Raw genomic sequence first — 13,436 nt, 5'->3', positions numbered from 1 at the left:
CGACTTTTGCGCGCGTGGCTTACACTTAATTTACCAGCTTATCCCGAGGGTTGATCATGACCGAGTTGGCGCGATTGAAGTTCTATGCCACTCAGCCTCACTCTTGCAGTTATCTGCCCGAGGAGCAGGCCACGACCCTGTTTCTCGATCCGAGTCAGCCCATGGATGTGCATGTCTACGCAGACCTGTCGGAAATGGGCTTTCGTCGCAGCGGCGATCATCTGTACCGTCCGCATTGCCAGAACTGCAATGCGTGCGTGCCTGCGCGCATTCCCGTGGCGCAGTTCATGCCCAATCGTCAGCAGAAGCGGATTCTCAAGCGCAATACGGATTTGCAGGTGCGCCCGGCCAAACCGCAATTCAGCGAAGAATATTTCGATCTTTATCAGCGTTACATCGAACAGCGCCACGCAGACGGCGACATGTACCCGCCGAGCCGTGATCAGTTCGCGACGTTTCTGGTCCGCGACTTGCCGTTCTCGCGCTTTTACGAGTTCCGACTCGACGGACGGTTGCTCGCCGTGGCGGTCACCGATTTGCTGCCCAACGGTTTGTCAGCCGTGTACACCTTCTACGAACCCGCCGAAGAACGCCGCAGCCTTGGCCGATTTGCCATCCTCTGGCAAATCGCCGAGAGCCAGCGCCTCGGGCTTGAGGCGGTCTACCTCGGTTACTGGATCAAGAACTGCAAAAAGATGAACTACAAGACGCAATATCGCCCCATCGAATTGCTGATTAATCAGCGCTGGGTGATCCTCAACTAAACCCAAGCCGTAAACCCCTTGGCGTAAACCCCATTTTTCGGGCACAATGCACGCCGCTTTTGCCTGGCGCAGTTGCACCGGGCCATTCATTGGATACCGAGGGCTTTACTGCATGTCGAAAGAAGACAGCTTCGAAATGGAAGGCACTGTCGTCGACACCCTGCCCAACACCATGTTTCGTGTGGAGTTGGAAAATGGGCACGTCGTAACCGCGCATATTTCCGGCAAGATGCGCAAGAACTACATTCGTATTCTTACCGGTGACAAAGTGCGCGTCGAGCTGACGCCCTATGACTTGAGCAAAGGGCGCATCACTTACCGCGCTCGTTAATCAAGTCAATACAGAACGCCCGGTTTATGCCGGGCGTTTTTGTATGTGCGTTTTGGGTTTTTGGGTTTGGGGGTTTGGGGGTTTGGGGGCATATCCGTTTTTTTGGGTGCGGCCTCTGGCGGTTTCGCTCTTACAGCGAGTCACCTTTTCCAAACGCCGAAAAGGTAACCCAAAAGGCTTTGCCCCGGCGTACGGCACTTCGCTGAGGCTCAGTGTTCCCTCGCTACGGTGTCCATCCGGGGGCATCGCCTACGGTTTGCTTCGCTGCACCTCCTCTCGATGTATGCGGCTACGCCGCACGGCGCTGCGCGCCTAACCCCCGGATGAACACCTACGCTCGGCCTGCCGATGGGGCAAAAAATCAAAAGCCAAAGCAAGATCAAAAGCCAGATCAAAAGCCAGATCAAAAGCCCCTCACCCTAGCCCTCCCGAAACGTCGGACCGCCCGTAGGGAGAGGGGACTGATTGAGGTGTTTGGGAGAGCTACGCCGACTTGAAATACCGAGTCGAACTCAGATTCTGGAACAGATCAAAAGCCCCTCACCCTAACCCTCTCCCAGAGGGAGAGGGGACTGACCGAGGTGTTTGGGAGAGTTACGCCGACGTGAAAGTCCGAGTTGAACGCAAATTTTGAGAGGCCCACCATCGGCTCCCTCTCCCTCGGGAGAGGGCTGGGGTGAGGGGTGAATCCAACACCAACCCAAAGCCGAACACGCTGTTGCTCCTCACCACTCAACAGGATGAGCGTTAGCTCGGCTGCGGCTTTTGATCTGTAAGGCGACGTCGGAAGGCTGAGTGGAGGGATTGATCCGGGCGTGGGAGCGCAGCGACCGTTTGGCGCAGCCAAACACAGCGAGAGGAGGTGCAGCGAAGCAAACCGTAGGCGCTGCGCCCGGATCGATCCCGCAGCGAAGGAACCCCGAGCCCCAGCGAGCGGGCCGCACGTAGGAGCAAGCGTTTTTTGCTTACTTTTTTAGGCGCTTGTAAAAAAGTGAGTCGCCGTAAGGGCGAAACCGTAATAAGCCATCACCGCAGCAACGGATATTCACCCAAAAACCCCAAACGACAAATAACAAAAAGGCGCCCGAAGGCGCCCTCTTGATCCAAGGCCGTCAGGCCATTTCTGCAGTGGTCTCGAAGTCAAACGTCAACTCACCATCCTTGATGTCGATGTGCACCACACCGCCATGCTCGGCCAGCTCGCCAAACAGAATCTCCTCCGCCAACGGACGCTTGATCTTGTCCTGGATCAGACGAGCCATCGGACGCGCACCCATCGCCGAGTCATAACCACCCGCCGCCAGCCAACTACGCGCAGCATCAGTGACCTCAAGCAACACACGCTTGTCTTCCAACTGCGCCTGAAGCTCGGTAAGGAACTTGTCCACCACACTTTTGATGACCTCATGACTAAGGCGACCAAACTGGATAATGGTGTCCAGACGGTTACGGAACTCCGGCGTAAAGCTCTTCTTGATCACTTCCATCGCATCAGACGAGTGGTCCTGATGGGTGAAACCGATCGAAGCACGCGCCGCTGTTTCGGCACCAGCGTTGGTGGTCATGATCACAATCACGTTGCGGAAGTCCGCCTTGCGCCCGTTGTTGTCGGTCAGCGTACCGTGATCCATCACTTGCAACAGCAGGTTGAAGACTTCCGGATGCGCCTTCTCGATTTCATCAAGGAGCAATACGCAATGCGGCTGCTTGGTGATCGCCTCGGTCAACAGACCGCCCTGATCGAAACCAACATACCCAGGAGGCGCACCGATCAGACGCGATACGGTGTGACGCTCCATGTATTCGGACATGTCGAAGCGAACCAGCTCGATCCCCAAGGCCTTGGCCAATTGCCGCGCAGCCTCGGTTTTACCAACACCGGTCGGGCCTGCGAACAGGAACGAACCGACTGGCTTGTCGGGTGATTTAAGCCCGGCACGCGACAGCTTGATCGCGGTCGACAGCGAATCGATCGCCGCGTCCTGACCAAACACCGTCAGCTTCAGGTCACGCTCCAGGTTACGCAGCAGCTCCTTGTCGGAACTGGTGACGTGCTTCGGTGGAATCCGTGCGATTTTCGCCACGATGTCTTCGACCTGTGGCACTTCGATGCGCTTCACGCGTTTTTCGACCGGTTGCAGACGCTGATAGGCGCCCGCCTCGTCGATCACGTCGATGGCCTTGTCCGGCATGTGCCGGTCATTGATGTAGCGCGATGCCAGCTCAGCAGCGGCGCGCAACGACTCATCGCTGTATTCGATGTTGTGGTGCTGCTCGAAACGCCCTTTCAGGCCGCGCAGGATACCGATGGTGTCTTCCACCGACGGCTCGACGACATCGACCTTCTGGAAGCGACGCGCCAGGGCACGGTCCTTCTCGAAGATGCCACGAAATTCCTGGAACGTGGTCGAGCCGATGCAGCGAATGTCGCCAGACGACAGCAGCGGCTTGAGCAGGTTCGAAGCATCCATCACGCCACCGGAAGCAGCGCCGGCACCGATGATGGTGTGGATTTCGTCGATGAACAGGATCGCCTGCGGACGTTTTTTCAGTTCGTTGAGCAGCGCCTTGAAGCGCTTCTCGAAATCACCTCGATACTTGGTGCCCGCGAGCAGAGCGCCAAGGTCGAGCGAGTAAACAACGCTGTTGGCCAGCAGGTCCGGCACCTGATTATCAACAATGCGCTTGGCCAGGCCTTCGGCAATCGCGGTTTTACCCACGCCCGCCTCGCCTACCAGCAGTGGATTGTTTTTGCGCCGGCGCGCGAGAATCTGCGCGACACGCTCGACTTCCGACTCACGGCCGACCAGCGGATCGATACGACCCTGGCGCGCGAGTTCGTTGAGGTTGCTGGCATAAGCATCCAGAGGATTGCCTGAAGAAGAAGACTCACCGCCCTCGTCGTCCTGCATATCTTGTTCACCTTCAGAGTGATCGCCATGCCCCGGCACTTTGGATATGCCATGAGCGATGTAATTGACGACATCGATGCGCGCAACGCTCTGCTGTTTCAGCAGGAACACTGCCTGACTCTCTTGCTCACTGAAGATTGCGACCAGCACGTTGGCGCCAGTCACTTCGCGTTTGCCCGAGCTCTGTACGTGGAAAACAGCACGTTGCAGTACACGCTGGAAGCCCAGGGTTGGCTGGGTTTCACGATCTTCGTCATGAACGGGGATCAATGGCGTGGTGGAGTCGATGAACTCCTGCAGGTCATGCTTGAGTTTGTCGAGGTTTGCGCCACAGGCACGCAAAACGGTGGCGGCAGCCTCATTGTCCAATAGGGCCAGCAAAAGGTGTTCGACGGTCATGAATTCATGACGTTTCGAACGAGCCTCCTTGAAGGCTAGATTGAGGGTGACTTCGAGCTCGCGGTTTAACATAGCTTCACCTCATACCCAAGTGGTCGGCGATTAACCGTCCTTCTCGATTTCACAGAGTAGCGGATGCTGGCTTTCCCTGGCGTACTGGTTGACCTGCATGGCCTTTGTCTCGGCGATGTCGCGGGTAAACACTCCACATACTGCCCGCCCTTCTGTGTGGACGGCCAGCATGACCTTGGTCGCCAGCTCGCGATTCAGGTTAAAAAACACCTCGAGCACTTCGACGACGAAATCCATCGGTGTGTAGTCATCATTAAACAAAACCACCTTGTACATCGGCGGCGCCTGTAACGCAGGCTTTGCTTCCTGAACAGCAACGCCTGCCGAATCGTCGTCGTGCTCCTCTGGAAGATCCTTTTGGAGAAGCGGGCGATCCTGATTGAATGTTAGTCGAATCTGGCTGATTGCATGCATGGAAAGAAAGGTTCGTCAGTTGTGCAAATACAGTGGTGGGGGCGGCTGTCCACGTTTTCAACTCCGACTGCCCGGTCACCTTGACTATCGGGAAAACGGTGTTACAACCAATAGAACCCACAGTGGGTAAAAAAGATCCGCGGAGTCAATTCTTTTAACGAATAAGATTGCGGATGAATTGGATGATACTCCAGCGATGGAGTCTGTTGCAGAGGGATTTGAGCATGGCTGTCGGCAAGGTGAAATGGTTCAACAATGCCAAGGGATTCGGCTTTATCAATACCGACGCCCGCGAAGGCCGCGATGAAGACGGAAAAGAGATTGATTTCTTTGCGCACTACTCCGCCATTCAGATGGACGGGTATAGAACCCTCAAGGCTGGACAACTGGTGAGTTTTGAGATTGTTCAAGGCCCCAAGGGGCTGCATGCCCTAAAAATCACAAACGTCGTCATTGAACCATCCAGCCCCGCTGAGAGTGCTGCTTTTGGCGCTGCCGCTGCTGCCGCCGCCGCAACTGCCAAAGCGTGAGGTGACTGATCTTCACCTGAATACCCCAAGCAATAAAAAACCGCCTGACTCAATGAAGAATCAGGCGGTTTTTATGTGCCCGCGTTTTACATATGCGAAATCAGCGCATCGCCGAAGCCCGAAGACGAAACCAGTTTGGCCCCGTCCATCAGACGCTCGAAGTCATAGGTCACAGTCTTGGCCGAAATAGCGCCGTTGGTGCCCTTGATGATCAGATCCGCCGCTTCGGTCCAGCCCATGTGGCGCAGCATCATCTCTGCAGAGAGAATCAGCGAACCCGGGTTGACCTGATCCTTGCCGGCGTACTTCGGCGCAGTACCGTGGGTGGCCTCGAACATCGCCACGGTGTCGGACAGGTTGGCGCCCGGCGCGATGCCGATACCGCCCACTTCCGCCGCCAGGGCGTCGGAGAGGTAGTCGCCGTTCAGGTTCAGGGTCGCGATCACATCGTATTCGGCCGGGCGCAGCAGGATCTGCTGGAGCATGGCGTCGGCGATGGCATCTTTGACCACAACGTTCTTGCCGGTTTTCGGGTTTTTGAACTGCATCCACGGACCGCCGTCGAGCAGAGTCGCGCCGAATTCTTCAGCGGCCACTTCGTAGGCCCACTCTTTGAAGGCACCTTCGGTGAACTTCATGATGTTGCCTTTGTGCACGATGGTCAGCGAATCGCGGTCGTTATCGACCACATATTGCAGGGCCTTGCGCGCCAGACGCTTGGTGCCTTCCAGCGAAACCGGCTTGACGCCGATGCCGCAGTTTTCGTCGAAACGGATCTTGGTAACGCCCATTTCTTCTTTAAGGAATTTGATGACTTTGGTGGCTTCCGGCGAACCGGCCTTCCACTCAATGCCCGCATAGATGTCTTCGGAGTTCTCGCGAAAAATGGTCATGTCGACGTCGCCGGGCTTTTTCACCGGGCTTGGCACGCCTTCGAACCAGCGCACCGGGCGCAGGCAGACGTACAGGTCGAGTTGCTGACGCAGGGCCACGTTCAGCGAGCGGATGCCGCCACCGACCGGGGTGGTCAGCGGGCCTTTGATGGAAACCACGTAATCCTTGACGGCATCGAGAGTTTCCTGAGGCAACCAGGTGTCCTGATCATAAACCTGAGTGGCTTTTTCCCCGGCGTAGACTTCCATCCAGGAAATCTTGCGTTTACCGCCGTATGCCTTTTGAACTGCAGCATCGACAACCTTGATCATCACCGGGCTGATGTCGACACCAATGCCGTCACCTTCGATGAAGGGGATGATCGGGTTATCAGGAACATTGAGAGAATGGTCTGCATTGACGGTGATTTTGTCGCCGACGGCTGGAACCTGAATCTTCTTGTAACCCATGCTGAACTCCATTGTTTGGATTGAACATCTGGCTTGGTCCGAGCGTAACCCAGTTAAATCAACACGCAAACCCTCTGTTCGTGGCGCGCCTACATCTCGTTTCGTACAAGCCTGAAAGCAAAGGGAAAAGCGCCAAACTCAAGCATTCGCGACGACTCTACGCCCGACCCCGCCCTGCGACCTTTAGACCAATGGACGAGAATCGTTGCATATGAACCATCGGCAGATTGCCAGCTACCTATGTATAATGCCGCCCGCTGACCACAGGGTCACGACGGCTGGCCTCTCTAGCACGAGACTTTCCGCCTGATTGGTCGGGTTGTTACCGCAGTCCGACTGCTTGACGCTCTACTGATGCACCCAACATCACCGCGAAGAATCTCGACATTCGGTTCATGGATGACTTTGAACGAACGCGCTTACCCGGCGCCCCTCGAGTTTCTGCGCACGCTTTAGCAAAGAAGAGAGAGTTAATCCGAATATGCCCACCCGCTCGAAGATCATCTATACCTTCACCGACGAAGCTCCAGCCCTCGCCACCTATTCCCTGCTGCCGATCATCGAGGCTTACACCGCCTCGGCCGATATCGCCGTGGAAACCCGCGATATCTCTCTTGCAGCACGTATTCTGGCCAGCTTCCCCGAGCAACTGGGCGACAAAGCCGTAGCCGACCACCTCGCCGAACTGGGCGACCTGGCCGTTACGCCTGAAGCCAACATCATCAAGCTGCCGAACATCAGCGCTTCGGTGCCACAGCTGCAAGCCGCGATCAAAGAGCTGCAAGCTCAGGGTTACAACCTGCCGGACTACCCGGAAACCGTGACCAGCGACGCCGACAAAGATGCCAAGGCGCGTTACGACAAGGTCAAGGGCAGCGCCGTGAACCCGGTTCTGCGTGAAGGCAACTCCGACCGTCGTGCACCGCTGTCGGTGAAGAACTACGCGCGCAAGCACCCACACAAAATGGGCGCCTGGGCCAAAGACTCCAAATCCCACGTCGCTCACATGAGCACCGGCGATTTCTACGGCAGCGAAAAAGCTGCCCTGATCGACGCCGCTGACGCCGTGAAGATCGAGCTGATCGCCAAGGACGGTACCGCTACCGTTCTGAAAGAAAAAACCACCGTTCAGGCTGGCGAGATCCTCGACTGCGCCGTGATGAGCAAAAACGCCCTGCGCGCGTTCATCGCTGCTGAAATCGAAAGCGCCAAGGCCCAAGGCGTGCTGCTTTCGGTTCACTTGAAAGCAACCATGATGAAGGTCTCCGACCCGATCATGTTCGGCCAGATCGTTGCCGAGTTCTATAAAGACGCCCTGACCAAGCACGCTGACGTGCTGGCCGAGATCGGCTTCAACCTGAACAACGGCATCGGCGATCTGTACGCGCGCATCAAAGCCCTGCCGGCTGAGCAGCAAGCACAGATCGAAGCTGACATGGCCGCCGTCTACGCTGCTCGTCCATCGCTGGCGATGGTCAACTCCGACAAAGGCATCACCAACCTGCACGTGCCGAGCGACGTGATCGTCGACGCCTCAATGCCGGCAATGATCCGTGACTCCGGCAAAATGTGGGGCACCGACGGTCAACTGCACGACACCAAGGCGGTGATCCCGGATCGTTGCTACGCGACCATCTACCAGGCTGTGATCGAAGATTGCAAAGCCAATGGCGCCTTCGACCCAACCACCATGGGCAGCGTGCCAAACGTTGGCCTGATGGCGAAGAAAGCCGAAGAGTACGGCTCGCACGACAAGACCTTCCAGATCAAGGCTGACGGCGTGGTTCGCGTCACCGACAGCAAGGGCAACCTGCTGATGGAACAGGCTGTTGAAGCCGGCGACATCTTCCGCATGTGCCAGACCAAAGACGCGCCGATCCAGGACTGGGTCAAACTGGCCGTCAACCGTGCTCGCGCGAGCAGCACGCCAGCGATCTTCTGGCTGGACCCGATGCGCGCTCACGATGGCGTAGTGATCGAGAAAGTTCAGGCTTACCTGAAGGATCACGACACCACCGGTCTGGACATCCAGATCATGGCGCCGGTCGACGCCATGAAGTACACCCTGCAGCGCACCCGCGAAGGCAAGGACACCATTTCGGTGACCGGCAACGTACTGCGCGACTACCTGACCGACCTGTTCCCGATCATGGAACTGGGCACCAGCGCCAAGATGCTGTCGATCGTGCCGCTGATGAACGGCGGTGGCCTGTTCGAAACCGGCGCCGGCGGTTCGGCACCGAAGCACGTGCAGCAACTGGTTGAAGAGAACTTCCTGCGCTGGGATTCGCTGGGCGAGTTCCTCGCACTGGCAGCGTCCCTTGAGCACCTGGGTGTGAACTACAACAACCCGAAAGCCTTGGTGCTGTCGAAAACCCTGGATCAGGCCACCGGCCAGTTCCTCGACAACAACAAGTCGCCATCGCGCAAAGTCGGCAACATCGACAACCGCGGCAGCCACTTCTATCTGGCGATGTACTGGGCCCAGGCCCTGGCTGCCCAGACTGAAGACGCTGCACTGCAAGCGCAGTTCGCGACTCTGGCCAAGACTCTGACCGAGAACGAAGCAACCATCGTTGCCGAGCTCAACGCCGTTCAGGGCAAGCCAGTCGACATCGGCGGTTACTACCACGCCAATGCCGAGCTGATCAGCAAGGCCATGCGCCCAAGCGCAACTCTCAACACGGCGATTGCTGCGCTGGTTTAAGGTTGTAAAGGGAACATCACAAACCCCGGCCTCGTGCCGGGGTTTGTGCTTTCAGAGTTGACACTTCCCCTGTGGGAGCGAGCTTGCTCGCGAAGGCGGCGAGTCAGTCAACGAAAATGTTGAATGATAAACCGCATTCGCGAGCAAGCTCGCTCCCACAATGGGAATGGGTTTCAACCAATAGATTGAGGAAGGTTTTATGGAATGGCTCCCCCACATCACCGTCGCCACCATCGTCGAGGACAACGGCCGCTTCCTGATGGTCGAGGAACACAAGGCTGGGCGTAACGTGCTCAACCAGCCCGCCGGCCATCTCGACCCGGACGAAACCCTGATCGACGCCGCCGTGCGCGAGACCCTCGAAGAAACCGGCTGGGACGTCGAACCTACCGGCGTGATCGGCATTTACTTGTACACCGCACCGAGCAACGGCGTGACTTACCAGCGCGTATGCTTCAGCGCCAAAGCCGTGCAACACCACCCCGACTACCAGCTCGATGACGGCATCGTCGGCGCCAAGTGGCTGACCCGTGACGAATTAATGGCTCAACGCGACAACTGGCGCAGCGAGCTGATCATCCGTTGCATCGACGATTATCTGGCCGGCCATCACTTCAGCCTCGAACTGATCCGCCCTTCTCTTTAGCCTTGAGGCCGCGAGCCTGCTAGAATCGCGTCCTTTTTCAAGACACTCATTGAATCCCTATGCGTGATCCAGCCCCTTCTGACACATCCAAGAAGCGCGTCATTGTCGGCATGTCCGGCGGCGTGGACTCTTCCGTTTCCGCTCTCCTGCTGATCGAGCAGGGCTTTGAAGTGGAAGGCCTGTTCATGAAGAACTGGGAAGAAGACGACGGAACGGAATACTGCACCGCCATGGACGACCTGGCGGATGCTCAGGCTGTCTGCGACAAGATCGGCATCAAGCTGCACACTGCCAACTTCGCCGCCGAGTACTGGGACAACGTGTTCGAGCATTTCCTCGCCGAATACAAGGCCGGCCGTACGCCGAACCCGGACATCCTCTGCAACCGCGAGATCAAGTTCAAGGCGTTTCTCGACTACGCCATGATGCTCGGCGCCGACCTGATCGCCACCGGTCACTACGTGCGCCGCCGCGACATCGATGGCCGCACCGAACTGCTCAAAGGCCTCGATCCGAACAAGGATCAGAGCTACTTCCTGCACGCCGTTGGCGGCGAACAGATCGCCAAGACCCTGTTCCCGGTCGGCGAACTGGAAAAGCCGGAAGTGCGCGCCATTGCCGAGAAATACGAGCTGGCCACCGCCAAGAAAAAGGACTCCACCGGAATCTGCTTCATCGGCGAGCGGCGCTTCAGCGACTTCCTCAAGCAATACCTGCCGGCGCAACCGGGCGAAATCAAAACCACCGAAGGCGAAGTCATCGGCCGCCACCACGGTTTGATGTACCACACCATCGGTCAGCGCCAAGGTCTGGGCATCGGCGGTTTGAAAGACGCCGGCGATGAGCCTTGGTACGTGCTGCGCAAGGATCTCGACACCAACGAGCTGATCGTCGGCCAGGGCAACAACCATCCGTGGCTGTTTTCCAGCGCCCTGCTCGCTTCGGAAATCTATTGGGTCAACCCGATCGACCTGAGCCAGCCGCTGCGCCTGACCGCGAAAGTGCGTTATCGCCAGAGCGATCAAGCCTGCACCTTGGAAAAAACCGCCAACGGCTACCGTGCCGTGTTCGATGAACCGCAACGCGCGGTGACGCCGGGCCAATCGGTGGTGTTCTACGACGGTGAAATCTGCCTCGGTGGCGGCGTGATCGAAGTGGCCGAGCCGTGGAGCGGCCAGGCATGAGCCCGACTCAGGAGCAACTGACGGCGCTCGGCGGCGTGTTTCTCGCCGCCGTGCTGGTCGACCGGATCGCCAAGACCGGCCAGACCAGCGAGGCCGGCCTGAGCTGCATGCTCGGCAGCCTGCTCGTGCGCGACCCGAAGGATACGCTGGACGTGTACGGCGGCGACGACATCAATTTGCGCGAAGGTTACCGTGCACTGATTGGCGCCCTTGAACGCGACCCGAGCACGCTGCAACGCGAGCCGCTGCGTTATGCCCTGTCGATGCTCGGCCTGGAACGTCAACTGGCCAAGCGCAACGACATGCTCGACATCATCGGCAAGCGCTTGCCGCAGATCCAGTCGCAAGTCGAGCATTTCGGCCCGGCCCACGAAAACGTGGTCGCGGCTTGCGGCGCGCTGTACCAGGACACCCTGAGCACCTTGCGCCAACGCATTCAGGTGCATGGCGACATGCGCAATCTGCAGCAGCCAAGCAACGCCTCGAAGATTCGCGCCCTGCTCCTCGCCGGCATTCGTTCAGCGCGCCTGTGGCGGCAGCTCGGCGGCCATCGCTGGCAGTTGGTGATCAGCCGGCGCAAGCTGCTCAAAGAGCTGTATCCGTTGATGCGCAGCGAGTAAATCGCCGCGCAATAAAAGCTTTGTAGTCTGTAACGCGTAATACGCCGGTCAGTTGGCAACGGACCGGCGGATTTTTTCATGTATGATACGCGCCCCATTTCGTTGCCCGACTGTCCGAGAACACCCCATGCAGCTTTCTTCGCTCACTGCGGTTTCCCCTGTTGACGGCCGCTACGCCGGCAAAACCCAGGCCCTGCGCCCGATTTTCAGCGAGTACGGCCTGATCCGTGCCCGTGTTCTGGTTGAAGTGCGCTGGCTCCAGCGCCTGGCCGCCCACGCTGGTATCCCTGAAGTGCCAGCCTTCTCCGCCGAGGCCAACGCCGTTCTCAATGAACTGGCTGAAAACTTCTCGCTGGAGCACGCCGAGCGCGTCAAAGAGATCGAGCGCACCACCAACCACGACGTCAAAGCGATCGAATACCTGCTCAAAGAGCAGGCGGCCAAGCTGCCGGAGCTGGCCAAGGTCAGCGAGTTCATCCACTTTGCCTGCACCAGTGAAGACATCAACAACCTGTCCCACGCCCTGATGCTGCGCGAAGGCCGTGACGACGTGATGCTGCCGCTGATGCGCCAGACCGCCAACGCCATCCGCGAACTGGCCATCCGTTTCGCTGACGTGCCAATGCTGTCGCGCACCCACGGTCAACCGGCCTCCCCGACTACTTTGGGTAAAGAGCTGGCGAACGTGGTTTACCGTCTCGAGCGTCAGATCGCTCAAGTCGCTGCCGTGCCGCTGCTGGGCAAGATCAACGGCGCTGTCGGTAACTACAACGCACACCTGTCGGCCTACCCGCAGATCGACTGGGAAGCCAACGCCCGCGCCTTCATCGAAGACGAGCTGGGCCTGGGCTTCAACCCGTACACCACGCAGATCGAACCGCACGACTACATCGCCGAGCTGTTCGACGCGATCGCGCGCTTCAACACCATCCTGATCGACTTCGACCGTGACATCTGGGGCTACATCTCCCTGGGTTATTTCAAGCAGCGCACCATCGCTGGCGAAATCGGTTCGTCGACCATGCCGCACAAGGTCAACCCGATCGACTTCGAAAACTCCGAAGGAAACCTGGGCATCGCCAACGCACTGTTCCAGCACCTGGCGAGCAAACTGCCGATCTCCCGCTGGCAGCGCGACCTGACCGACTCCACCGTACTGCGTAACCTCGGTGTCGGCTTCGCCCACAGCGTGATCGCGTACGAAGCCAGCCTCAAAGGCATCAGCAAACTGGAGCTCAACGAGCAGAAGATTGCCGCTGACCTCGACGCTTGCTGGGAAGTGCTGGCTGAGCCGATCCAGACCGTGATGCGCCGCTACAACATCGAAAACCCGTACGAGAAGCTGAAAGAACTGACCCGCGGCAAGGGCATCAGCCCTGAAGCGTTGCAGACTTTCATCGATGGCCTGGACATGCCTGCCGAAGCGAAAGCCGAGCTCAAGCAACTGACCCCGGCCAACTACATCGGCAACGCTGTAGCGCAAGCCAAACGCATCTGATCGACCGCTTGATCCG

At 58.1% G+C, this 13,436-nt stretch carries 11 protein-coding genes and 1 pseudogene; 9 read left to right on the top strand and 3 right to left on the bottom strand.

Annotation, left to right across the window (positions count from 1 at the left end; all coding sequences use genetic code 11):
• Positions 1–56 precede the first annotated feature (56 nt).
• Positions 57–764, top strand: coding sequence for an arginyltransferase (locus BMY54_RS15695; protein WP_093434294.1), 708 nt, complete (start codon positions 57–59; stop codon positions 762–764).
• 112 nt (positions 765–876) lie between these two features.
• The gene (infA, locus tag BMY54_RS15690) at positions 877–1,095 is read left to right on the top strand and encodes a translation initiation factor IF-1 (RefSeq protein WP_002553999.1); all 219 of its coding nucleotides are present in this window, start codon (positions 877–879) and stop codon (positions 1,093–1,095) included.
• A gap of 1,112 nt (positions 1,096–2,207) precedes the next feature.
• Here infA and clpA read toward each other — a convergent pair.
• The gene (gene clpA, locus BMY54_RS15685) at positions 2,208–4,478 is read right to left on the bottom strand and encodes an ATP-dependent Clp protease ATP-binding subunit ClpA (protein ID WP_016987404.1); all 2,271 of its coding nucleotides are present in this window, start codon (positions 4,476–4,478) and stop codon (positions 2,208–2,210) included.
• Between the two features lie 30 nt (positions 4,479–4,508).
• Positions 4,509–4,892, bottom strand: coding sequence for an ATP-dependent Clp protease adapter ClpS (clpS, locus tag BMY54_RS15680; protein WP_016987405.1), 384 nt, complete (start codon positions 4,890–4,892; stop codon positions 4,509–4,511).
• 224 nt (positions 4,893–5,116) lie between these two features.
• On the opposite strand from clpS, the gene BMY54_RS15675 reads away from it, so the two are divergent.
• On the top strand, positions 5,117–5,422 hold the full coding sequence (locus BMY54_RS15675) for a cold shock domain-containing protein (protein ID WP_093434375.1): 306 nt from the start codon (positions 5,117–5,119) through the stop codon (positions 5,420–5,422).
• 86 nt (positions 5,423–5,508) lie between these two features.
• Here BMY54_RS15675 and icd read toward each other — a convergent pair whose 3' ends face one another.
• Positions 5,509–6,765, bottom strand: coding sequence for an NADP-dependent isocitrate dehydrogenase (icd, locus tag BMY54_RS15670; RefSeq protein WP_007920207.1), 1,257 nt, complete (start codon positions 6,763–6,765; stop codon positions 5,509–5,511).
• Positions 6,766–7,246: 481 nt separating this feature from the next.
• Between icd and BMY54_RS15660 the strand changes: the two genes are divergently transcribed.
• From BMY54_RS15660 to purB, 6 genes and pseudogenes are all read left to right on the top strand, one after another.
• Complete coding sequence (locus BMY54_RS15660) at positions 7,247–9,472, top strand: NADP-dependent isocitrate dehydrogenase (RefSeq protein WP_093434291.1); 2,226 nt, start codon at positions 7,247–7,249, stop codon at positions 9,470–9,472.
• 71 nt (positions 9,473–9,543) lie between these two features.
• Positions 9,544–9,633, top strand: a pseudogene (locus BMY54_RS30925) (metal ABC transporter ATP-binding protein); the annotation flags it as partial.
• Between the two features lie 38 nt (positions 9,634–9,671).
• A complete protein-coding gene (locus BMY54_RS15650) occupies positions 9,672–10,118 on the top strand; it encodes an NUDIX hydrolase (protein WP_093434285.1) in 447 nt (148 codons plus the stop codon).
• A gap of 59 nt (positions 10,119–10,177) precedes the next feature.
• A complete protein-coding gene (gene mnmA, locus BMY54_RS15645; protein WP_093434282.1) occupies positions 10,178–11,302 on the top strand; it encodes a tRNA 2-thiouridine(34) synthase MnmA in 1,125 nt (374 codons plus the stop codon).
• Entirely contained in the window at positions 11,299–11,922 is a 624-nt protein-coding gene (gene hflD / locus BMY54_RS15640; protein ID WP_016987411.1) for a high frequency lysogenization protein HflD, read from the top strand. The genes mnmA and hflD overlap by 4 nt, the downstream gene beginning before the upstream one ends.
• A 127-nt stretch (positions 11,923–12,049) precedes the next feature.
• Complete coding sequence (purB, locus tag BMY54_RS15635) at positions 12,050–13,420, top strand: adenylosuccinate lyase (RefSeq protein WP_003223822.1); 1,371 nt, start codon at positions 12,050–12,052, stop codon at positions 13,418–13,420.
• Positions 13,421–13,436 lie beyond the last annotated feature (16 nt).

The organism is Pseudomonas sp. ok266 (assembly GCF_900110195.1).
GTDB classification, from domain to species: Bacteria; Pseudomonadota; Gammaproteobacteria; order Pseudomonadales; family Pseudomonadaceae; genus Aquipseudomonas; species Aquipseudomonas neuropathica.
The sequence above is the reverse complement of the archived record's forward strand: the minus strand, read 5'-3'. Positions and strand labels throughout refer to the sequence as shown.

What these genes read in the sequence shown, in the direction of transcription:
- BMY54_RS15695 (WP_093434294.1), top strand. Translation starts at nt 57, where the DNA reads ATGACCGAGTTGGCGCGATTGAAGTTCTATGCCACTCAGCCTCACTCT.
- infA (WP_002553999.1), top strand. Translation starts at nt 877, where the DNA reads ATGTCGAAAGAAGACAGCTTCGAAATGGAAGGCACTGTCGTCGACACC.
- clpA (WP_016987404.1), bottom strand. Translation starts at nt 4,478, where the DNA reads ATGTTAAACCGCGAGCTCGAAGTCACCCTCAATCTAGCCTTCAAGGAG.
- clpS (WP_016987405.1), bottom strand. Translation starts at nt 4,892, where the DNA reads ATGCATGCAATCAGCCAGATTCGACTAACATTCAATCAGGATCGCCCG.
- BMY54_RS15675 (WP_093434375.1), top strand. Translation starts at nt 5,117, where the DNA reads ATGGCTGTCGGCAAGGTGAAATGGTTCAACAATGCCAAGGGATTCGGC.
- icd (WP_007920207.1), bottom strand. Translation starts at nt 6,765, where the DNA reads ATGGGTTACAAGAAGATTCAGGTTCCAGCCGTCGGCGACAAAATCACC.
- BMY54_RS15660 (WP_093434291.1), top strand. Translation starts at nt 7,247, where the DNA reads ATGCCCACCCGCTCGAAGATCATCTATACCTTCACCGACGAAGCTCCA.
- BMY54_RS15650 (WP_093434285.1), top strand. Translation starts at nt 9,672, where the DNA reads ATGGAATGGCTCCCCCACATCACCGTCGCCACCATCGTCGAGGACAAC.
- mnmA (WP_093434282.1), top strand. Translation starts at nt 10,178, where the DNA reads ATGCGTGATCCAGCCCCTTCTGACACATCCAAGAAGCGCGTCATTGTC.
- hflD (WP_016987411.1), top strand. Translation starts at nt 11,299, where the DNA reads ATGAGCCCGACTCAGGAGCAACTGACGGCGCTCGGCGGCGTGTTTCTC.
- purB (WP_003223822.1), top strand. Translation starts at nt 12,050, where the DNA reads ATGCAGCTTTCTTCGCTCACTGCGGTTTCCCCTGTTGACGGCCGCTAC.